Origin of the sequence: Allobosea sp. (assembly GCF_048595345.1) — a bacterium.
Lineage (GTDB): Bacteria > Pseudomonadota > Alphaproteobacteria > Rhizobiales > Beijerinckiaceae > Allobosea.
In genome coordinates this window covers 1-19,862 of sequence record NZ_JBMDWH010000109.1, presented here as the reverse complement: position 1 = coordinate 19,862, position 19,862 = coordinate 1, and the positions used below count along the sequence as shown (strand labels likewise).

Below are 19,862 nucleotides of genomic sequence, written 5' to 3'. Positions count from 1 at the left end.
AGTTTTGAACTTGCGATATCTTTCGATTGAGTTCAGATTGAAAGTCACGCGGTTGGATTTCGCCTTTGGCTCCATGCCCTTTAAGCGCCGCGCCCGGGAGGCCCTGCATGAAGACGGTGTCCAGACGCGATTTCCTGGCGGGCAGCGCAGCCGCCGCGGCGATTGCTACGCCCACGGTCCTGCGGGCGCAGGCCCGCGAGCTGGTGATGATCGGATATGGCAGTGCGCAGGACGAGCCGCTGAAGCGGGCCGGCGAGATCCTCGGCAAACGTCATCCCGGCGTCACCCTGCGCATCATCGGGGGGCTCTCTGCGGAGGCGATCGCGCAGATCAAGGCGGCGCGCGGCGCCTCCCCCTACGATTTCGCGGTGATGGGCTCGCCCGCCATCATCAACGCCGCCGACGAGGGCGTGCTTGAGAAGCTCGACATCTCCAAGGTGCCCAACGCCAAGACCCTCGACGACCGCTTTCCGCCCTATGCCTATGGCTGGGGCGTGCCGGTGAGCTTCGCCGGCATCGGCGTCGCCTATAACAAGCAGATGGTGCCGAACCCGCCCAAGAGCTGGGCCGACCTGTGGAAGCCGGAATACGCCGGTAAGATCGGCCTATGCCGGCCGCAGTCCAATCTCGGGCTGGCCTGCGTCTCGATCGGCGCAGCCGCCTTCGGCAAGCCGGACTCGGACACCGATTTCGGGCTCGCCAAATGGAAGGAGCTCAAGCCGCTAGTCGGGCGCAATCCGAACCTGTTGCAGCAGATGCTCGAGCGCGGCGAGATCGGGCTTTGCCCACTCTGGCACGACAACACCGGCATCGCGGTCTCCAGCGGCCTGCCGCTGGGTTATGCGAAGGTCACCGGCCCCGGCCCGCTGATGCTCCCGACGATGATCGTCAAATTCGCGCGCACGGCCCATAGCGACCTGGTGCATGAATTCGCGGACATCCTGCTGGAGAAGGACAGCCAGGAATTCGCATCGAAGCCGCCTTATTATTTCGGCACGGTCGTCAAGGGCGTGCTGCCCCCGCCGGGTGCCGCCGCCTATCTGCCTTCGACGCCCGAGGAAATTTCCTCGATGACGTCGGTCGATTGGCCCAAGGTGGCGCCCAACCGCGGCAAGATCGTCGAGGCTTTCGACCGGATGTTCGCGGCTTGACCGAACCCGTCACCCTGGCCGCACCGCCATCGACGGGCGCTGCGGCGACGGTCGTGACGATCGACGCGGTGCGCAAGCGCTTCGCCGGTCTCACGGTGCTTGATGGCTGCTCGCTGACCGCGCAGGAAGGGGAGATCCTGACCCTGCTGGGATCGTCGGGCTGCGGCAAGACCACGCTGCTGCGCTGCATCGCCGGGTTCCTGACGCCCGACGCCGGCGCCATCCGGATCGATGGGCGCGAGATGGAGGCGGTGCCGGTCAACCGCCGGCCGGTCGGCGTGGTCTTCCAGAGCTATGCTCTGTTTCCGCATCTCACCGTCGCCGGCAATGTCGGCTACGGGCTGAAGATGCGTGGCACGTCGGCGGCCGAGATCGCGCGGCGTGTCGGCCTCGCACTGGCAACGGTGTCACTGTCGGGCTTCGAGGATCGCTATCCCAGCCAATTATCCGGAGGACAGCAACAGCGCGTGGCGATCGCGCGCGTGCTGGTGCTGGAGCCCCGGGTGCTGCTGCTCGATGAGCCTTTCAACGCGCTCGACGCCAAATTGCGCGGCGGCATGCAGGTCGAATTGCGGCAGCTGATCAAGCGGCTTGGAATCACTGCGATCTTCGTGACCCATGACCAGGAAGAAGCCTTGACGATGAGCGACCGGATCGCCGTCATGCGCTCGGGCCGGATCGAGCAACTCGGCACGCCGGAGGATATCTTCGACCGGCCGGAGACGGCCTATGTGGCCGATTTCGTCGGCGCATCGAACTTCTGGGAGACCGAGGCGTACGCAGGCGCAGTGAGGCTGCCGAGCGGCCAGGTGATCGAGACCTCGGCTGAAGGGCCTGTCACCGTGCTCATCCGGCCGCATCATCTCGCTTTGGCTTCCTCGAGCGGGACCGGCTGGCAGGGCCGCGTCGTTTCCCGTCGCCATGTCGGCGCCCTGATGGAATACGAGGTCGAGGCAGGCGGATCGAAGCCGCTGAAGGTCGTCGCCCTCAGGGATGCCAACGCGACCGCCCTCGGCAGCGGCGACAGCGTGGCGATCAGCCTGCGCGATCCGACATCCTGCCTGGCTTATCCGCGGATATGAGCGAGCGGGGCCTGCACCGGCGGCTGTTGGACGAGGTCCTCTCGGGCAGCGGCGTGTGGCCGGCCGTGCCGGCCATCCTGGTCCTCACCTTCGTCGCCGTAATCCCCTTCTTCATCCTGCTCTCGCTCGGCTTTTCCGACATCGTGGTCTCGCGCGGCGTCATCGTCTCGCAGGACTTCTCGCTGTCGCATCTGACCACGGCTATCAGCGATCCGCTCTACCGGATTACCTTCCAGCGCTCGCTCACACTGGCCCTGTCCACGACTGTGCTTTGTGTACTGCTCGGCTTCCCGGTGGCCTACCTCTACCTCATCGGCAAGCCCTGGCTACGGCGCGTCATCCTGGTTCTGACCATCGCGCCTATTCTGACGAGCGGAATCGTAAGAACCTATTCCTGGATCGTGATCCTGGGCGGGCGCGGAGTCGTCAACAGCCTGCTGCTCGATCTCGGGCTGATCGAGGCCCCGCTGCGCATCATCAACACGCCATGGGCCGTCATCATCGGCATGGTGCAGGTCCATTTGCCGATCATGATCCTGCCGCTCATCGCGGTGATGAGCCGGCACGACCGGCGCCTCGACGAAGCCTCGGCCAATCTCGGCGCGAGCCGGCTTGGCACGCTGCGCCATGTCGTCCTCCCGCTCAGCATCGGCGGGATCGGCACTGGCGCCGCGCTCGTCTTCACCCTGAGCTACACGACCTTCGTGGTGCCGCAATTGCTCGGCGGCGGCAATTACCTCAACGCCGCGACGATGATCTACGAGCAAGTCGTCTACTCGCTGGAATGGAGCAAGGGTGCGGTGACCGCCCTGCTGCTGATGACCAGTTGCCTCGTCGTGCTGGCGGCCATCACCTGGCTGACCAATCTCGGGACACGCTGGACGAGGGTTTCGCAACGATGAAGGGCACCGACTGGCTCGACCGCTGCGGGATCGGCCTGTTGATCGCGGTCGCGCTGTTCTCGCTGGCGCTGCTGCTTTTGCCCGCCGTGATCGTCGTGATCATGTCCTTCGACACGCGCGGCTATATTAGCTTCCCGCCCGCCGGTTTCACGGTCGACTGGTATGTCCGCCTGTTCAGCCAGCCCGTGTTGATGGGCGCGATGTGGACCAGCATCAAGGTCGGGCTCTATGTCACTGCGCTATGCATAGCGCTCGGCGTGCCAAGCGCGCTGGCCTGCGCGCGCGGCGATTTCAGAGGCGCGACCGCTTTGTCGGTCTTCGTCTTGCTGCCCCATATGGTGCCCGGCATCGTCCTGGGCGTCGCGGTTCTCTTCGCGGGGGCGCTGTTCGGCATCGGCCCCTCGATCGGCCTGCAATCGATCTCGATCGCGGTCTATGTCATGGCGGTGATGGTGCGCACCGTGATGGCACGGATGCAGAAGCTCGACCCTCTGCTCGCACAGGCGGCGCTCAATCTCGGTGCGACGCGCTGGCAGAGCTTCCGGACGATCACCCTGCCGCTGCTGATGCCGGCGATCCTCGCCGGCGCCGTCTTCACCTTCATCGAGGGCTTCGACAATCTCTCGGTGACGATCTTCACACATGGCTACCGCGACCGACCTTTGCCGGTCGAACTGCTGACGATCGTGCAGAACACGAATTCGCCGCTGGTCGCCGCGATTTCGAGCGTCCAGATCCTGCTGGCCGTGCTGGCGCTGCTGGCCATATCGGCCACGATCGGGCTGGACCGCGTCAACGACTGACGCCGCCTCCCCTCATCGTAACGGTTTCGTGCAGTCCGGCCCAATTCACGGGCCGACAAGATCGCGATCAGATCTTGTCGATATATCCGTCATAGAATTGACGGACATGGGACATCACGTCGGCTGAGAGCGTGATGCGTTCCAACTCTGCCGTGCTTCTGGGTTGCGACAGGCGTTTGGCGATCTCCGTCATAACTTCGTCCCGATCGACATGGGTGAAGCGGCCCTCGCGATAGATCCAATCACCGGCGACCATGACGGCATGCACTGACTTCGTTTTTGCCCGCTGGACGAGCACGTCGACAAAGCCGAGCGCGTCGTCCTGATAGGGCCAGGTCACGGCCTTCCAGTCGAAGACCACGCAATCGGCGGCCATGCCCGGGGAGAGTCTGCCGATCCTGCCGGCAAAGGGCGTGGTGCGGGCGCCGTGCTCGGTCGCCATGCGCAGCACCCGCGCCGGGCTCGGGCACGGCGCATCAATTCCCGGCTCGCGATGGACGCGCAGCGCGAGGCGCATCTCCTGCAGCATGTCGCGATCATCGTTGATCCCCGCCTCGTCGATGCCGAGAGCGACCGGGATCTCCCGGGCCAGGAAGCGGTTGACCGGCGCGAGCCCGCTCTTCAGGCGGAAATTCGAGGAGCAGTTGTGGCAGATGCAGACGCCGCGGTCGCCGGCAAGCGCAATGTCGTCCTCGCTCATCCAGACGCCGTGGCCGATGGTGAAATGCGGCCCGAGCAGGCCGAAGCGGTCGAGACAGGCGAGCGCCGAGCCGCCGGTGCGCTTCTGCGCATAGGCCCTCTGATAGGGCGTCTCCAGCACATGCATGTGGACGGGCAGCGCCGTTCGGCCGGCGAGATCGGCCGCGGTCTCCAGTGCCTGATCCGACAACCAGTGCAGATTGGCCGGAGCGATCTGAATACGGATGCGTTCGCCCCCTCCATGCCGGCGCAGCAGCTCGTCGAAGATCGCCACCTGTTCCGCCAGAGGCAGCGTGAAGCGCGCGAAATAGGCGGCCAGGGCCGGTCGCAATTCGGCGGGCACCCGCGCCACGAAATCCTGGTCGGCCTCGTAGACCAGCCGGTTCTGGTCGCGCAGGGCCATGGAATAGGAGGCGCGCATGCCGATGCGGCGATAAGCGCCGATCACCTTGTCCGCAGCGGCCAGAACGGCGTCCGGCGAACCCGGCGCCCGGCTGTGCAGATGCTGCACGGTGGTGACGCCGCTCTCGATCATCTCGAAGGCGGAATAGAGCGTGTCCAGTTCCAGATCGACATCGCGCAGCGCCAGCCGCGAGGCGAACCAGAGTTCGAGCGGATGATCGGGCGAGCCGAGTTGCAGCGGCGTCAGCCCGACATGGTGGTGCGCGTTGACGAAGCCGGGGGTGATCGCGAAGCCCGGGCCGCCCTCGATCCTCGCCTGTGGCGAAGCCGCCTCCAGTTCCGCGATCATGCCAATCTGGACGATGATGCCGTCGCGGATCAGGAGGCCGGCATTCTCATGGAGGATCGGCTCGCCCGCTGCGTCGAAGCCTTCCAGCAGGGTCGCGCCCCAGAGGATCGTGTCCTGGCTCATGTCAGCCGCACAAGGTGCGTGAGGCGGCTGGGATTGGCCGCGGCAAGCAGGATGTCGCCGCTGGGCGTGCCGAAAAGGCCATGAGCGCCATTCAGCATTGGCCGCCAGCGGCCGAGCCGCTCGGCGGTGTTTGAGCAGATGATCACTTCGTGCATGTCGCGGTCCACGCAGAGGATGCGCCCTTCGAGATCGGCGGTGAGCATATGGGAATCGGCGATGAGGTCGCCGCCCCAGCCGGCGATGTAGTCTCCCTCCAGCGACAGCTCGATCACGCGCGGATCGTCCGGCTGCATTAGAGGATCGTGCCGGAGCATCACGAAGACATCGCCGCGCGGATCGGCCGTGACATCGGTGACGAAGCCGCTGTTCTGCGGCCATGAGCCGAAGGGTCGCTCGACGCGGTACGCGTTTCGCCGAGGGCGACGATCAGGTCCGGGATAGGCATCGCGATCCTAGCTTTCTCAGGCGCCAGTGAAGGGATGGACCTCGCGCCAATGCTTGGCGATGTCCAGCCGCCGCGTCACCCAGACGCCTTCATGGCTCTGCACATAGTCTAGGAAGCGGGCGAGACCGGCGGCGCGGGCCGGGTGCCCGATCAGGCGCATATGCAGGCCGACCGACATCATCTTGGGCTGGGTCGCCCCCTCGGCATAGAGCATATCGAAAGCGTCCTTGTGCCAGTCGAAATAATCGTTCGAGGTGGCGAAGAAACCGGAGCCGAACTTGCCGTCATTGTTCACCAGCGAATAAGGCACGACGAGATGCGGCTTGCCGTCGACCAGCTTCCAATAGGGCAGCTCGTCGTCGTAGGCGTCTGAATCATAGAGGAAGCCGCCCTCCTCCACGACAAGCCGGCGCGTGTTCACGCTGGGCCCATAGCGGCAATACCAGCCGAGCGGGCGCTCCCCCACCGTCGCCTCCAGCGAAGTGATGGCCTTGGCGATGTGCTCGCGTTCCTCATCCTCCGAGAGGTCGTAATGCTTGATCCAGCGCCAGCCATGGCTGCAGACATCGAAGCCGGAGGCCTTGATCGCGGCGGCCGCCTGCGGATTGCGTTCGATCGCCAGCGCACAGCCGAAGACGGTCATCGGCAGGCCGCGCTGCTGGAAGAGCCGCATGAGCCGCCAGAACCCGACGCGGCTGCCATAGGCGAACATGCCCTCGCCCGCGAGGTCGCGCCCCTTAACCCCGGTCGGCAGGCCGTTCGCCTCGGTCAGGCCGAGCTCGGTATAGCCCTCGCCGTCCTGTACCGAAGGCTCGGATCCCTCCTCGTAGTTCATCACGAAATTGACCGCGATGCGCGCGCCGTTCGGCCATTTCGGGTCCGGTGGATGGGCGCCATAGCCGATCAGGTCGCGGTCGTAGCTGGCAGGCATCGGCGGGCTCCGTTCAGACCGGTATCAGGCGCTCATGCGCTTCGTCAGCCCGGTCAGCCGGTCCATGACGAGCATGAGGACGAGAGTGGCGAGGATCAGCACGCCGGCGATGGCGGCGATGCGCACGTCCAGCGTCGATTCCATCATGCCCCACATCCGGATGGGCAGCATTCCGGTGCGCGCATTTGAAAGAAACAGCGAGATCGGCACGTTGTCCATTGAAGAGACGAAGGCCAGGAAGCCGCCCGCCGCGATACCCGGCGCGATCAGCGGCAAGGTGATGCGTCGGAAGGCGTAGAAGCGGCTCGCGCCCAGGCTATGCGACGCTTCGAGCAGGGTCGTGTCCAGTTGCGTCAGGCTCGCCAGTGTGGTGCGGAAGATGAAGGGCGCGATGACCACGAGATGGCCGGCGATCAGAAGATTGAGCGAGGGCCGGATGCCGAGCACCGAGAAGAACATCAGCGCCGCCAGGCCATAGGCCAGCGCGGGCAGGACCAGCGGCGAGAGGAAGCTCGCCTCCAGCAGCCGCGCCGAGGGGCGGCTGACCCGCGCGACCGAGAGGGCCGCTAAAACTGAAAGCACCATACCGATCGCGGTGGCGAAGAAGGCGACCCAGACGCTGTTCCAGGCCGCGACATGGATCGGCGCCGAGCGGACGGGATCGAACAGCTCCTGATACCAACGCAGCGAGAGGCCGGGCGGCGGAAACCGCAGGGCTTGCGAGGTGGTGAAGGAGGTGGTGATCACGATGACCACCGGCGCGACCAAGATCAGGATGGCGACGCCGGCGAGTAGCCCCACCACCCAGCGATATGAAAGATCGGCGAATGTCGCGCGCTGCATGCCGCCCTCCTCAATCCATCCGCGCGAAGCGGCCGAGGAGGCCGAGCGCCATGATGCCGACCAGCACCGTGAAGAGCAGCGTGAGCGAGGCGACCGCCGCGAAGGGCCAATTATAGACGACCGTCGCCTGCTGGTAGATCAGCGCCGGCAAGTAGACGAGGCGCGCCCCACCGATGACGCTCTGCGAGATGAAGGCGGTTGTGGCGGACGCGAAGACGAGCGTCGCGCCGGCTACCCAGCCCGGCAGTGTCAACGGCAGCACGACCTTGAAGAAAGTGCGCCATTGGGAGGCGCCGAGCGCCCGCGAGGCATCGACGAGGTTCTGGTCCATGCGGTTCAGGATGGTCAGTAGCGGTAGCAGCATCAGCGGCATCTCGATCTGCGTCAGGGCGATCACAAGGCCGAGCTCGGTCTGAAGCAGGTTGAGCGGCGCCGCGGTCAGGCCCAGCCCCATGAGCACCTGATTGGCGACGCCCTCGCGGGCCAGGATCACGATCCAGGCGAAGGTGCGGATGACGACAGAGGTCAGCAGCGGCATCAGGATGATGAAGGTGAGCAGGCGCTGCACCCGCAGGGAACTCGCCCGAAAGACCAGCGCCAACGGATAGGCGAGGATGGTGGTGGCGGCGACCGCGAAGAGGCCGAGCTTCAGCGTGTCGAAGACCACCTTGAGATAGAAGGCATCGCCATAGAACTTCAGCCAGCTGTCCAGCCCCAGCCGGGTCTGCTCGGCATCGGCATAGAAGCTGATGCCGAGCAGGATCGCGAAGGGCGCAGCGAAGAAGACGAGGTAGGTCAGGCCGAGCGGCGCCGCGAGGCGCCACTCCACCCGCGGCCCCAGGAAGCCTCCTTTCGTCGCGCTCGCGGCGGCGGCCATGGCCTGCGTCCCCACTCGCGCCCTTACTTGGTGATCTCCTTGTTGAAACGCTCGATCCAGGCGGCGCGCTGCGGATTGATCTTCGTCCAGTCATGCGTGACCATCTTGGACAATTCGTCGAGCGACTTGATGTCGAGCGAGGGGTCGAGCGCCGTGTCGGTGTTGATCGGCACCATGTTGTAGGGCGCCTTCTGCAGCGCGTCCTGGATCGGCGCCGAGATCGCGGTGTCGATGTATTTGTGGGCGGCGTCGACATTGTCGGCCCCCTTTACGATGTGAAGTGTCGTCTGGAACGTGATCGAGCCGGATTCCGGCGCGACATAGGCGATATCGACACCCCTGCCCTTCAGGATCGCGACAGTGTTGGTGTTGCCGTACATCACATCGATCTGTCCTTGCTGGAACAGGCCCGGCAGGGCAGCCGGAGCGGCGATGGCAGCGACCTTGGGCGCGGCCTCTTTCAGCGCCTTGAAGGCGGGTTCGATATTGTCGATGCCGCCCCCGAAAGCCTTGGCGATCTCGATCAGCGAGACGGTGCCGAAGGTGGTCTGGAATCCCGTCAGTCCGAGACGCTCGACATAAGGGCTCTTGAACAGATCCGCCCAGCTCTTGGGCGGCGTGGCGAACTTCTTCGGATTGTAGGCGATGCCGACGACCTGGGCGTTGCAGGTGACGGCATGCGAGGTCACGAGCCCCTTCGGCACCTTGGCGGCGTTGGGCAGCTTCGAGGCGTCGATCGGCTCGAACAGGCCCGCCTGCATGGCGGACGCCGCCGGGCCGGGGTCGAGCACGAAGCAGTCGAAGGGCGGCACGCCGCGCGCGGCGCGGACCTTAGCCACCTGATCGACCGCGAACAGCGAGTCGAAGGCGACGTCGACGCCGTAGTTCTTCTTCAGCGCCGGGGCGACGACGTTGCGATAGGCCTCCTCCCAGGTGCCGGGATAGATGGCGGCAGTCAGGCTACCGGCGGCCCGGGCCGGCAGCGCCAAGCCGGCTGCCGCGCCCAGCGCGCCGAGCCCGGCCAGCATCTCGCGGCGGGTGATGATGCTCATGGGATCCTCCTCAGTTGTCGTTCACGATTTGAGAAACAGGGATGGGCGTGCATGGGGAGCGAGCCCGCAATAGGCGGTGTCGAGCGGCTTCAGCGCCTCGCCAGGGCGGCGTGGTGCGGCGATCTTGAGTGAGACGCGGCCGGGTGCGCCCACGTCGTGGATCAGTTCTCCGCCGATCGGCAGGCTGAGCTTCGGCGTGACCGCGAAGAATCCCTCTGCCGGCTGTTCCGACAGCAGCATCTGCTCGGGCCGGACCGAGAGCACGACGGGCGTGCCCTCCGCGAGCTTCAGCGCCGAGGCGAGGGTCCAGGACGCGCCGGCCCTGAGGCTCACGCGATAGCCGCCCGGCACGACCGTCTCGATCACGCCGTCCAGCAAATTGCTCGACCCGATGAAGCTGTTGACGAAGAGGCTCGCCGGCTCGTCATAGATCTGGGTGGGCGTCCCGACCTGCTCGATACGCCCCTTGCTCATCACGGCGATCCGATCGGCGATCGCCATCGCCTCGTCCTGGTCATGCGTCACCATGATCGCGGTCAGGGCGAACTGGCGCTGCAGGCGCTTGATCTCGATCTGCATGTCGAGGCGCAGATTCTTGTCGAGCGCGGCGAAGGGCTCGTCCAACAGCAGGATGCGCGGCCGCATGGCGAGTGCGCGCGCCAGCGCGACGCGCTGCTGCTGGCCGCCGGAAAGCTGTCGCGGCTTGCGGTCGGCCATGGCCTCGAGTTGCACGAGGGCCAGCATCTCGGCAACGCGCTCGGCCTGGACTTTGCGGCTATCGCCGCGGGCGGCGAGCCCATAGGCGATGTTCTCCGCCACGGTCATATGCGGGAACAGCGCGTAATTCTGGAAGACGATGCCGATCTCTCGGCGACTCGGTGGTAGCGTGTCGATTGGCCTGTCGCCGAGAATGACCTTGCCATTGCTCTGCTCGATGAAGCCCGCCACGATCCGCAGCAAGGTGGTCTTGCCGCAACCCGAGGGCCCGAGCAGCGCCACGAGTTCGCCGCCCTTCACCTCCAGCGTGACGTTGTCGACCGCCAGCCCGCCGCCATAGCTGTGAGTGATGCCGTCGAGCGTCAGCGAATGCGGGACGGGCCGGGCTTCGCTCATGGCGCGGCGTGCCTCGCGTCACGGCCCGCAGGCTTCGAAGGCGTGATCAGGTTGCCGGCCGGAAGGGCCTGGGGCACGAGCAGGAAGGCATGAGCGTCGACATCCGTCATCGCAAAGCGACGAAGCAATCATCGTGCCGACTCCAGCCCAAACCGCGCCGATCAAAAGAGAAGCAGCCGAGTGCGCGACAGCCGCGGCTAATGATCGACGGCACCAAGGCCTTCATCACCGGCATGCCGACCTTCGGCACGCTGATCGCGCTGACTTATAGAGGCCGGCCGATGCTCGACGTCATCGACAACCCTGTCACGGGCGAGCGCTGGATCGGCGGCGACGGCTTGCCGACGCGCCGCTACGGCGATGTGTTACGAACCGGTAAAGCCGAGGAACGCTACGACGCCATGCTGGAGCGAACCAGTCATGGCGGCGTAGCTCAAACGAAACGGCCTCCGGGAAACCCGGCGCAGCGCATGACGCACAGATCGGTGATGATCATGGCGACCACGCCCGCCCCGGTCAGCGGCAGCGAGCAGCGCTCCAGCACCGTGGATTCGCCCGCCTTGTTGGCGTGGTCCATCACGACGATGCCCCGTCTAGGGTCGCCTTCGGCCCGTCAAGATCTTGTTCGTCACCCATCCCTCGACGATCGCGCCTGTCGCACTGGCAGGACCGTTCAAACCGGCATTCCCCTCAGCCGAGACGATCGAGGCTCCCGCGACGCTTGAGGCCCTCCAGCGCCGAGAGTGCCTGCTCCAGCTTTGTCCGCTCCTGCGCCTTGGCCCACCAGAGCGGCCCGCCGAGATGGCGGGGAAAGCCGTAGCCGTTGATCAGCACGAGATCGATGTCGGAAGAGCGGGCGGCGATGCCGTCCTCCAGCACCAGCAGCGCTTCGTTGACGATGGCGGCCATGGCGCGGTTCTGGATGGTCTCGCGACTAAGCGCGGCCACGGCGATGCCCCGCTCGGCGCGCGCCTTGGCGACGAGTTCGGTCACCGCTGGATCGGGCACCCGGCGCCCGTCCTCATAGGCATACCAGCCCGCCCCGCTCTTGCGGCCGAGCCGCCCTGCGGCGACGAGCCACTCCAGCACGGGAACGTCGCTGCGGTCGCCGGTCTCGGTCTGTTTCCGCTTGCGGTTCGCCCAGGCGATGTCGAGGCCCGAGAGGTCCGAGACGGCGAAGGGGCCCATCGCGAAGCCCAGCGCCTCGATCGCCCCGTCGATCTCCTCAGGCAGCGCGCCGGCCAGCAGCATCGCCTCGCACTGGGTGCGATAGGCGTTGTAGATGCGGTTGCCAATGAAGCCGTCGCCGACGCCGGAGACGACCGCGACCTTGCCGAGCGCGCGCCCGAGCTTCAGCGCCGTCGCCAGCACGGCCGGAGCCGTCTTCGCACCGCGCACGATCTCCAGCAGCTTCATGACATGAGCCGGCGCGAAGAAATGCAGGCCGACGACGCGCGAGGGACCGGCGCTCACGGCCGCGATGGCATCGAGATCGAGATAGGAGGTGTTCGAGGCCAGGATGGCGTTCGGCCGCACGATCCCGTCCAGCGTGCGCAGCAGATCCTGCTTCACCGCCATGTCCTCGAACACCGCCTCGATCACGAGGTCGCAGGGCGCGAGCGCGGCAAGCTCCGAAGCGGTCGTCATTGCAGCAGGCCTGGCCGTCTTCGCCAGGAAGCCGGCGACGCGCTCGCGCGCCGCGTCCAGCAGCTCCGGCTTGAGGTCGACCAGCGTCACCGGAAAGCCGGCCGCCAGGAAGGCGGCGGCGATGCCGGAACCCATCGTCCCGGCGCCGACGATGCCGACGCTCGTCACCGGCAGGGGCTTGGCGTCGCCGAGGCCATCGATGCGGGCGGCGTCACGCTCGGCGAAGAAGAGATGGCGCAGCGCCGCAGACTCTTCGGATTGGCGCAGGCGCTGGAAGACGGAGCGCTCCTCGGCCAGCGCCGTCTCGAAGGGCTGTTGGATGGCGCGGCGCAATGCCGCCACCTGCTCCTGCGCATAGGGGCGGCCGCGCCCGCGCTTGAGAGCGGCGGCGCTGGCCTTGTCGAAGGCCTCCGGCTCGACCGGCTTCGGCGGAAGGTCGCGCAGGCCGTGTTTCTCGCCCTGCAGCTCCGATGCGAACGCCGCTGCGCCCGCGCGCAGATCGTCCACGACCTCGTCGATTAGGCCGAGCGCTTTGGCTTCGGGCGCCTTGACCCGCCGACAGGTCGAGACGATGTCGAGCGCGGTCGCGGCATCGGTCAGGCGCGGCAGCCGCACCGTGCCGCCGGCGCCCGGAATAATGCCGAACGTGCCCTCGGGCAGGCCGACCACGGCATCGGCCACCGCGACGCGGCCATCGCAGGCCAAGGCGATCTCGTAGCCCCCGCCCAGAGCCGCGCCATGGATCGCCGCGACGATCGGCTTGGGGCAGGCTTCGATCGCGGCGATCACCGTCGGCATCTGCGGATCGGCGAGGGGAGCGGAGAATTCGCGCAGGTCAGAGCCGGCGATGAAGGTGGTACCCGCGCCGATCAGGACGCCCGCCGTCAACGAGGCATCGCGGGCAAGAGCGTCGATCGCGTCGAGGATGCCCTGGCGTACGGCGAGCGAGCCTGCATTGATCGGCGGATTGTCGATCACGATGAAGCCGATGCCGGCCTCGCGTTCGAGGCGCACGGGTCCATCCGTCGAACTGAGGGAGACATGAGAAGTCGCGGTCATAGCGCATCCATGTGAGTTGAGTGACGGATGAGGCGGCGAATCGGCACTCGATATGAGGCGCCCGCCACGTGCCAGCCGCTCGTGCCGGACCTGCGTATCAGGCCCGGCTGCACCAACTGGTGTAATACCGACGCAGCCAACCCAAAAGAGTGGCGAGCATCAGTGACCTTACGGAAACTGGCTGGGGCGGGAGGATTCGAACCTCCGCATGGCGGTACCAAAAACCGCTGCCTTACCGCTTGGCGACGCCCCACCGTGGCGCGCCTTCTAGACCGCCGCGGGACTCCGCGCAACCGCCTCGGCGGATGGGCCCCTCGCCTCGCCCGGCGCTCGCAGCGGCATCGGAAGAAATCGGGCATGGGATGCAAACAGCCTGTTGCGCAGATCCGCATCGCTGGCTATAAGCCGGCCACCAGTTGATCGGAGTGTGGCTCAGCCTGGTAGAGCACCTCGTTCGGGACGAGGGGGTCGCAGGTTCAAATCCTGCCACTCCGACCAAAATTTCCCGCTGATGATGACGTGATGCCGGTGGACGCGCAGCGCAGGATGCGCCGCGACACCGCGATTTTTCTCGTGCATGCCGCCGTCGGCCGGGCGCGGGCTGTCGTCTGGCCTGCAGCGGCGGCCATGTGGCGGTCGACCGCGGTGCGGCCGGCGGCACGCCCTCCTCGCGCGGTAGCGTGCAGCGCCGTCGTCACGCGGCTGTCAGATGGCGAGGCTAGTGCCGCGGCCTTTCCCGAAAGGAGCCCGACATGATCCGCCATTGCCCCCGGGACGCGCAGCTCACGCTCGCGCTCGTCGCAGCTTCGGCGATCGGCATTCTCGGCTGGCTCGCGCTGGGTTCGCGCTGAACCGTCCCGCATCCGGGGACACGTGCGACGAGGCTCCCTAATCGTGCAGGCGCACCGCTGCCTTCCGCAGGCGGCCGGGCCGGCATACAGTGCGGCTCCTTTCGGCATCGCACGGTCACGATCATGAAGCGCCTCACCCTCCTCGTCGCCATTCTGGGATTGGGTCTGGCCCTGTCCGGCTGCGACAAATGCGGCAATTTCGGTCCGCTCTTCGGCACCGGCAGCTGCGGCGGCACCCCCTCCGGCAAATGACGCCGCCGCGTCGGGAACTGCGCCCTCGAAACGAGCCATGAAAAAAGGCCGGGTCGCGTGACCCGGCCTTTTTCAATTCGCGAGGGGAGCGCCGGTCAGCCGCGACGGCCGAGCACGGACCACCCGGCGGCGACGAGGCAGGCCGCGATCGAGATTTTGAGCGCTTCGCCGAGCAGGAAGGGCTGCACGCCGAAGGCGAAGGCCTTGGCGAAGCCGACGCCGCTCACTCCGCCGGCCATCTGGGCGCCGAGGGCGAGCCATAGGCAACCGGCCGCCATCAACACGACATCCGCCAGCAGGATGCCGCCGATCATGCGGGCGAACGAGGCGCCGCGGGCAGCCGCCCAGCCCGCGATGGCGGCAGCCAGGACGAACCCGACGAGAAAGCCGCCCGTCGGGCCGGCGAGATAGAGCGGGCCGGGCGCCACCGGCGGCGTGTTGGTGAAGACCGGCAGCCCGGCCAGGCCATAGGCGATGTAGAGCGCGATGGTCGCAGCGCCCAGCCGAGAGCCATAGGCGGCACCGATCGCGAGCACCGCGAGCGTCTGCAGAGTCATCGGCACCGGCCAGAACGGAACTTTGACCTTGGCGGCGGCGACCATGAGGAGGCTGCCGGCGACGGCGAGCGCGACATTGCGCAGCACGACCGATCGCGGCTGCGCCGCAGGGAAGAGTTCGCCGGCCAGCGTCGAAGTCTGCAAGGAAAGCATGTCGGCCATGGAATGATCCTGTCTTGCCAAAAGCCGCGCGCAGCGGCTGCGTCCGGTCTATAGGAAACCGCGCCTCGCGCAAACCCGCGCCGCCGCGGCAGGGCCCGAGACGCAGGGCGAAGGGGCTGTCATGAGCGACGAGATCCGGTTCGAGCGCGAAGCCACCACGCCGCCGGGCGAGGTGGCGCAATTGTCGCCGCTGGTGCGCCGGGTGATCGCCGGCAATGGCGGGCCGATGACCTTCACCGGCACCTGCAGCTATCTGGTCGGCCGCGGCACCGTGGCGGTGATCGACCCCGGCCCCGGCGATCCCGCCCATGTCGCACGGCTGCTGGAGGCGCTGCGCGGCGAGACCGTGAGCCATATCGTCGTCACCCATACCCATCGCGACCATTCTCCGGCGGCCGCCGCGCTGAAGGCCGCGACGGGGGCGCGAGTGGTCGGCTGCGGGCCGCACCGCCCGTCCCGCAGCCTCGGCCCGGGCGAGGAGCGCGTGCTCGACGCTGCCGCGGATATCGATTTCGCGCCGGATATCGAGATGCGGGACGGTGATGTCGTCGCCGGGCCTGGCTGGAGCCTGACCGCGGTCGCGACCCCCGGCCACACCGCCAATCACCTCGCCTTCACCCTCGCCGAGGAGGAAACGCTGTTTTCCGGCGACCATGTCATGGCCTGGTCGACCTCCGTCATCGCGCCGCCGGATGGCTCGATGGCCGCCTACATGGCATCGATCGAGACGCTGAGAGGCATGGAGCATCGGCTCTATCGGCCCGGCCATGGCGGGCCCGTGACCGAGCCGCAGCGCTTCCTGCGCGGCCTCGTGCAGCACCGGCGCCAGCGCGAGGCCGCGATCCTCAACCGCCTCGCCGCCGGCGACGAGCGCATCGGCGCGATGGTGCCCGCGATCTATCAGGGGCTCGCACCGGCGCTGCACGGCGCCGCCGCGCTTTCGGTGCTGGCGCAGTTGGAGGATCTCGTGAACCGTGGCGAGGTGATGTGCAGCGACGCGCCGCCGAACCTGGCGAGCCGCTACCGGTTGGCGTGAGCGCCCGCGATCAGCGACTCTCGACCAACTGCTCCATCTCGGCGGCAAAGGCGGCGATCCGGGCTGCATTCGCGCCGAGATCATGGCCACCCAGCCGCGACGACGAGCGGATGTCGATGCGGCTGCCGCCCACGCGCGGCCGGATGCGGATGGTGATGTCCTCGGCGAAGCGCAGTGCCCGGCCGCGCGCTATCGCCTCGACCCGCCCGGCCCCGCTGCGCCCGCCGGGCCGGGTCGCTTCCAGAACCTGCCAGCCCAGCGCCGTCGCCGCCTTCTGCGCCATCGCGAAAGCGGTCTCGGCCGGCAGGTCGAGGAGCAGCGGCAGCGCCTTGGGATAGGCCCGGCGCTGCAGCCGCCGCTGTTCGGGCGGCACATCCGGCGGCACATGGCCGGCGCGGGCCTTCAGAACCGCCTGCGAACGCGCGAATCCCGGCGGATCCTCCGCATCGGTCGAAACGTCCGACAGCGCCGGGCGTGTCGCGAAGAGGTAGCCGAGATAACCGGCCGGCAGCAGGAGCAGCACGCAGATCAAGCTCGCCGAGGCGGCCATGCCGACACCGCGATAGCCCTGCCGCCAGATCCCGGCGAAAGCGATGACGGCCAGCACCAGCGCCGCGAGCACAACGGCATAAGCCGCCGCGACCGGCGCCAGGCCTTCGAGGCTCGGCTCGCGCAGCCGCACGAGGAGCAGAGACAGCGCCAGAACGAGCACCGCGAACCAGGCCAGCCGGCGGCTCCAAAGAGCGGCGCGCGAGACGGGTTCCTGCAGGACGAGGCGGCGATGCATGGTCGCGAGGCTGCCCGCACGAGCGGAGAGAAACAAGACTGCCCGCAAACGTGCTCGATGGACAGATTGCAACCAGGAATTGACTAAATTTTTTACGGTTTGAAATAAACTCCGCCCCGCTTCGACCATATAACAACCCGCTAGACGGCGACGGGGAGCCCTATGAAGTTTTTTCCTGCCTCGATCCAGCGCTATCTGATCGCCACCATGGCCTGCATCTGCGTGCCCGGCATCGGCGCGCTCGGCTACATGGCGCTGCAGGCCGGCACCGACGTCGCGGCCAACAAGCGCCTCGCGGATCTTGTCGAGGCCGACCGCGCGCTTCTTCTCGCGGGCAACACGATCCGCAATGCACGCGGCCAGGCGCAGACGGTCATCTTGACGACCGATGACGCCACCTCGGCCATTCGCAAGATCGATGAGGCGAACAAGGCCGCGCTGGCCCAGGCGATCGAGCGTGTGGTCGCGACCGGCCTGGCGGAGCGGGAAGCGTTGGCGGAGGAGATGCGCCGGCAGGATCTCGCAACCAGGGACAAGCTTGCGCAGGTCTACGCCGAAGCCGCCAAGCCGAAGGACGCACGCAGTCTGGCGGCCACAGCCCCGTGGTACGACGCTGTCGGCGCCATGGTCGAAAATGCGATGCTGAAGGCTTCGGGCGCGACCTCGACAGCCGTCCGCATGGCCGACCCGAACCTTGGCGATCTTCAGGCTTTCAAGGCGGCTGGCTGGGATGTCAGGGCCAATTACGGGACGCAATGCTCGCTGCTGCGCCCGTTGGTCGCGTCCGGAAAGGCCATCGAATCCGCCCAGCTTCGGGCGCTGGGCGAGTATCGCGGCGTCTCCAATAATGCGCTCAAGGAGCTTGCGCAGCTCGGCGCCCGGGCCGGCGTCGGCAGCGAGCTCACCCGCAAGATCGGGGTCATGACCAGCGAGGTCGCCGCCGCCAATGCCCAGCTCGACGCCCTCGTGGGCAAGCTTGGCCCGGCAGCAGGCCCGCTGATGCCGGCGGCCGAGTTCACCAAGCTCTGCAACGGCCCCTTCCAGGCGATTGTCAACGGGGTCACCCAGTCGCTGGACGACATGGTGGCGATCACGCAGGAGAAGCTTACGGCGGCATGGCTGCGGCTGGCGGTCGTCTCCACGCTCCTGCTCGCCGTCCTGGGTGTCTGCATCGCAGCCCTGCGCGGCATCCGCCGGCGCGTCGGCCTGCCGCTGGCCGGCCTGAAATCCTCGCTCGACACGATGCAGCAGGGCGATTTCAGCCAACGGATTCCGGCCGCGCCATCGCCGGACGAGATCGGCGCGCTGACCGCCGCGCTGGAGACCTATCGCGAAAATGCTCTGGCACTCGAAAAGAACCGCCGCGATCGCGAACTGGCGATGCTCGCCGACGCCGAGCAGGCGCAGAAGGTTCAGGCGCTGCTGAGCGAAGTCTCCGCCATCGTCGTTTCGGCGCGAGACGGCGACTTCTCCGGCCGGGCCCAGACCAAGGGCATGCAGGGCCCGCTCAAGGAGCTGGTCGAAGGCATCAACGAAATCAATGGCGTGGTGGATTCGGCCACCACCGAGTTCGCCGGCACGCTGCAGGCGATCGCCGGCGGCGACCTGACCAATCGCATCGACACCGCCTATCGCGGTCGCTTCGCCGATCTCAAGCACGCGATCAACGAGACCATCGACCGCCTCTCGGACACCGTGACGACGATCCAGACGACAGCCGCCGACGTTCAGCTGGCCTCGCGTGAAATCAATATGGGCGCGGACGACCTGTCGAAGCGGACCGAGGATCAGGCGTCCTCGCTGGAGGAAACCGCCGCGACCACCGAGGAGTTGGCCGCATCGGTCAAGGCTTCGGCCTCCGGCTCGCGCGATGCGGCGCGTATCGCCGCGGAAGCGATGCAGGCGGCGCAGAATGGCGGCGCCATCGCCGGACAGGCGGTCGAGGCCATGGCCCGGATCGAGACCGCCTCGCAGAAGATCTCCGACATCATCCGCGTCATCGACGACATCGCCTTCCAGACCAATCTGCTGGCGCTGAACGCGGCGGTGGAAGCGGCGCGTGCCGGCGAGGCGGGCAAGGGCTTCGCCGTCGTCGCCTCGGAAGTCCGCACCCTCGCCCAGCGCTCCAGCGATGCGGCCAAGGATATCTCGTCGCTCATTTCCTCCTCCAACAGCGAGGTCGAGGGCGGCGTGAAGCTGGTGCGCCAGGCCGGCGAGCAGCTCTCGCAGATCCTCGCCGCGTCGCAGAAGGTGGCGGCGACCATCGCCGATATCTCCGCCGCCTCGGGCGAGCAGTCCAGCGGCATCGACGAAATGGCTCAAGCCGTGGCGCATCTCGACGAGATGACGCAGCAGAACGCCGCGCTCGCCGAAGAGAGCGCGGCCTCGGCCAATGCCCTCTCCGACCGTATCGGCCAGCTCAACGATCTCGTGGCGCAGTTCAAGACCGGCCGCGAGGGGCAGGCGATGCAGGCGCACGCCTATGCCGCGCCGATGGCCCAGGCCGCCGCCGTCGGCTCGGCCCGCGCCGCGGCCCGCCCGGCTCCGGCCCGCCACGCCCCCGCTCCCCGCCCTGCCCCGCGCCCGGTGGCGGCGACCGCCGGCCATGTCGCGGCGGGCGACAGCGAGCCCGAACGCCTGCGCCAGCTCGCCGAGGCCGCCTTCGCCCAGACCAAGGCCGCCCCTGCCCCGCGCAAGGCTGCGGCCAGCCGCCAGGACGACGGCTGGGAGGAGTTCTGA

At 67.3% G+C, this 19,862-nt stretch carries 18 protein-coding genes and 2 tRNA genes; 9 read left to right on the top strand and 11 right to left on the bottom strand.

The features are described 5' to 3' along the window. Positions 1-107 precede the first annotated feature (107 nt). The 4 genes from ACOJTB_RS11315 to ACOJTB_RS11300 are packed head-to-tail and all read left to right on the top strand — an operon-like array spanning position 108 to position 3,938. Positions 108-1,151, top strand: a complete 1,044-nt coding sequence (locus ACOJTB_RS11315; RefSeq protein ID WP_420102619.1) for an extracellular solute-binding protein — start codon at positions 108-110, stop codon at positions 1,149-1,151. After that, the gene (locus ACOJTB_RS11310) at positions 1,148-2,233 is read left to right on the top strand and encodes an ABC transporter ATP-binding protein (protein ID WP_420102618.1); all 1,086 of its coding nucleotides are present in this window, start codon (positions 1,148-1,150) and stop codon (positions 2,231-2,233) included. Before ACOJTB_RS11315 ends, ACOJTB_RS11310 begins: the two co-directional genes overlap by 4 nt. Then, positions 2,230-3,135, top strand: coding sequence for an ABC transporter permease (locus tag ACOJTB_RS11305; RefSeq protein ID WP_420102617.1), 906 nt, complete (start codon positions 2,230-2,232; stop codon positions 3,133-3,135). Before ACOJTB_RS11310 ends, ACOJTB_RS11305 begins: the two co-directional genes overlap by 4 nt. Then, entirely contained in the window at positions 3,132-3,938 is an 807-nt protein-coding gene (locus ACOJTB_RS11300; protein ID WP_420102616.1) for an ABC transporter permease, read from the top strand. The genes ACOJTB_RS11305 and ACOJTB_RS11300 overlap by 4 nt, the downstream gene beginning before the upstream one ends. 67 nt (positions 3,939-4,005) lie before the next feature. Here the strand turns inward: ACOJTB_RS11300 and ACOJTB_RS11295 are convergent, their stop codons facing one another. The 7 genes from ACOJTB_RS11295 to ACOJTB_RS11265 form a co-directional block, all read right to left on the bottom strand. After that, on the bottom strand, positions 4,006-5,511 hold the full coding sequence (locus ACOJTB_RS11295; RefSeq protein WP_420102615.1) for an amidohydrolase family protein: 1,506 nt from the start codon (positions 5,509-5,511) through the stop codon (positions 4,006-4,008). Continuing rightward, on the bottom strand, positions 5,508-5,804 hold the full coding sequence (locus ACOJTB_RS11290) for a hypothetical protein (protein WP_420102614.1): 297 nt from the start codon (positions 5,802-5,804) through the stop codon (positions 5,508-5,510). The genes ACOJTB_RS11295 and ACOJTB_RS11290 overlap by 4 nt, the downstream gene beginning before the upstream one ends. A 168-nt stretch (positions 5,805-5,972) precedes the next feature. After that, complete coding sequence (locus tag ACOJTB_RS11285; RefSeq protein WP_420102613.1) at positions 5,973-6,887, bottom strand: polysaccharide deacetylase family protein; 915 nt, start codon at positions 6,885-6,887, stop codon at positions 5,973-5,975. A gap of 24 nt (positions 6,888-6,911) precedes the next feature. Continuing rightward, positions 6,912-7,730 carry an ABC transporter permease gene (locus ACOJTB_RS11280; RefSeq protein WP_420102612.1) on the bottom strand — a complete coding sequence of 273 codons (819 nt, stop codon included), beginning with the start codon at positions 7,728-7,730 and terminating at the stop codon, positions 6,912-6,914. Between the two features lie 10 nt (positions 7,731-7,740). Further along, positions 7,741-8,607, bottom strand: a complete 867-nt coding sequence (locus ACOJTB_RS11275; RefSeq protein ID WP_420102611.1) for an ABC transporter permease — start codon at positions 8,605-8,607, stop codon at positions 7,741-7,743. A gap of 23 nt (positions 8,608-8,630) precedes the next feature. Beyond that, entirely contained in the window at positions 8,631-9,659 is a 1,029-nt protein-coding gene (locus ACOJTB_RS11270; RefSeq protein ID WP_420102610.1) for an extracellular solute-binding protein, read from the bottom strand. Positions 9,660-9,680: 21 nt separating this feature from the next. Then, positions 9,681-10,772 carry an ABC transporter ATP-binding protein gene (locus ACOJTB_RS11265; RefSeq protein WP_420102609.1) on the bottom strand — a complete coding sequence of 364 codons (1,092 nt, stop codon included), beginning with the start codon at positions 10,770-10,772 and terminating at the stop codon, positions 9,681-9,683. Positions 10,773-10,861: 89 nt separating this feature from the next. On the opposite strand from ACOJTB_RS11265, the gene ACOJTB_RS21830 reads away from it, so the two are divergent. Beyond that, positions 10,862-11,497: an inositol monophosphatase family protein gene (locus ACOJTB_RS21830; protein ID WP_465248404.1), complete on the top strand. Its 636-nt coding sequence runs from the start codon at positions 10,862-10,864 to the stop codon at positions 11,495-11,497. Here ACOJTB_RS21830 and ACOJTB_RS11250 read toward each other — a convergent pair. Both ACOJTB_RS11250 and ACOJTB_RS11245 read right to left on the bottom strand, forming a co-directional pair. Further along, positions 11,463-13,433 carry a 3-hydroxyacyl-CoA dehydrogenase NAD-binding domain-containing protein gene (locus ACOJTB_RS11250; RefSeq protein ID WP_420102608.1) on the bottom strand — a complete coding sequence of 657 codons (1,971 nt, stop codon included), beginning with the start codon at positions 13,431-13,433 and terminating at the stop codon, positions 11,463-11,465. The genes ACOJTB_RS21830 and ACOJTB_RS11250 overlap by 35 nt on opposite strands. A gap of 223 nt (positions 13,434-13,656) precedes the next feature. Then, a tRNA-Gln gene (locus tag ACOJTB_RS11245) sits at positions 13,657-13,731 on the bottom strand. A gap of 168 nt (positions 13,732-13,899) precedes the next feature. On the opposite strand from ACOJTB_RS11245, the gene ACOJTB_RS11240 reads away from it, so the two are divergent. Together ACOJTB_RS11240 and ACOJTB_RS11235 are read left to right on the top strand one after the other, a co-directional pair. Further along, a tRNA-Pro gene (locus tag ACOJTB_RS11240) sits at positions 13,900-13,976 on the top strand. Between the two features lie 476 nt (positions 13,977-14,452). Further along, positions 14,453-14,581: a hypothetical protein gene (locus tag ACOJTB_RS11235; RefSeq protein ID WP_420102607.1), complete on the top strand. Its 129-nt coding sequence runs from the start codon at positions 14,453-14,455 to the stop codon at positions 14,579-14,581. A gap of 95 nt (positions 14,582-14,676) precedes the next feature. On the opposite strand, the gene ACOJTB_RS11230 is transcribed toward ACOJTB_RS11235, so the two are convergent. Then, entirely contained in the window at positions 14,677-15,300 is a 624-nt protein-coding gene (locus ACOJTB_RS11230; protein ID WP_420102606.1) for a biotin transporter BioY, read from the bottom strand. A 121-nt stretch (positions 15,301-15,421) separates the two neighbouring features. On the opposite strand from ACOJTB_RS11230, the gene ACOJTB_RS11225 reads away from it, so the two are divergent. Further along, positions 15,422-16,336 carry an MBL fold metallo-hydrolase gene (locus ACOJTB_RS11225; RefSeq protein WP_420102605.1) on the top strand — a complete coding sequence of 305 codons (915 nt, stop codon included), beginning with the start codon at positions 15,422-15,424 and terminating at the stop codon, positions 16,334-16,336. Between the two features lie 10 nt (positions 16,337-16,346). Here ACOJTB_RS11225 and ACOJTB_RS11220 read toward each other — a convergent pair whose 3' ends face one another. Continuing rightward, positions 16,347-17,123, bottom strand: a complete 777-nt coding sequence (locus ACOJTB_RS11220; RefSeq protein WP_420102604.1) for a DUF1499 domain-containing protein — start codon at positions 17,121-17,123, stop codon at positions 16,347-16,349. 162 nt (positions 17,124-17,285) lie between these two features. Here ACOJTB_RS11220 and ACOJTB_RS11215 point away from each other — a divergent pair, with 162 nt between their 5' ends. Further along, positions 17,286-19,862, top strand: a complete 2,577-nt coding sequence (locus ACOJTB_RS11215; protein WP_420102603.1) for a methyl-accepting chemotaxis protein — start codon at positions 17,286-17,288, stop codon at positions 19,860-19,862.

Bases quoted from the DNA above. Each gene is read 5' to 3' on its own strand.
- ACOJTB_RS11315 (WP_420102619.1), top strand. From the start codon at position 108: ATGAAGACGGTGTCCAGACGCGATTTCCTGGCGGGCAGCGCAGCCGCC.
- ACOJTB_RS11305 (WP_420102617.1), top strand. From the start codon at position 2,230: ATGAGCGAGCGGGGCCTGCACCGGCGGCTGTTGGACGAGGTCCTCTCG.
- ACOJTB_RS11300 (WP_420102616.1), top strand. From the start codon at position 3,132: ATGAAGGGCACCGACTGGCTCGACCGCTGCGGGATCGGCCTGTTGATC.
- ACOJTB_RS11295 (WP_420102615.1), bottom strand. From the start codon at position 5,511: ATGAGCCAGGACACGATCCTCTGGGGCGCGACCCTGCTGGAAGGCTTC.
- ACOJTB_RS11290 (WP_420102614.1), bottom strand. From the start codon at position 5,804: ATGCAGCCGGACGATCCGCGCGTGATCGAGCTGTCGCTGGAGGGAGAC.
- ACOJTB_RS11285 (WP_420102613.1), bottom strand. From the start codon at position 6,887: ATGCCTGCCAGCTACGACCGCGACCTGATCGGCTATGGCGCCCATCCA.
- ACOJTB_RS11280 (WP_420102612.1), bottom strand. From the start codon at position 7,730: ATGCAGCGCGCGACATTCGCCGATCTTTCATATCGCTGGGTGGTGGGG.
- ACOJTB_RS11275 (WP_420102611.1), bottom strand. From the start codon at position 8,607: ATGGCCGCCGCCGCGAGCGCGACGAAAGGAGGCTTCCTGGGGCCGCGG.
- ACOJTB_RS11270 (WP_420102610.1), bottom strand. From the start codon at position 9,659: ATGAGCATCATCACCCGCCGCGAGATGCTGGCCGGGCTCGGCGCGCTG.
- ACOJTB_RS11265 (WP_420102609.1), bottom strand. From the start codon at position 10,772: ATGAGCGAAGCCCGGCCCGTCCCGCATTCGCTGACGCTCGACGGCATC.
- ACOJTB_RS21830 (WP_465248404.1), top strand. From the start codon at position 10,862: ATGAGCGTCGACATCCGTCATCGCAAAGCGACGAAGCAATCATCGTGC.
- ACOJTB_RS11235 (WP_420102607.1), top strand. From the start codon at position 14,453: ATGAAGCGCCTCACCCTCCTCGTCGCCATTCTGGGATTGGGTCTGGCC.
- ACOJTB_RS11230 (WP_420102606.1), bottom strand. From the start codon at position 15,300: ATGGCCGACATGCTTTCCTTGCAGACTTCGACGCTGGCCGGCGAACTC.
- ACOJTB_RS11225 (WP_420102605.1), top strand. From the start codon at position 15,422: ATGAGCGACGAGATCCGGTTCGAGCGCGAAGCCACCACGCCGCCGGGC.
- ACOJTB_RS11220 (WP_420102604.1), bottom strand. From the start codon at position 17,123: ATGCATCGCCGCCTCGTCCTGCAGGAACCCGTCTCGCGCGCCGCTCTT.
- ACOJTB_RS11215 (WP_420102603.1), top strand. From the start codon at position 17,286: ATGAAGTTTTTTCCTGCCTCGATCCAGCGCTATCTGATCGCCACCATG.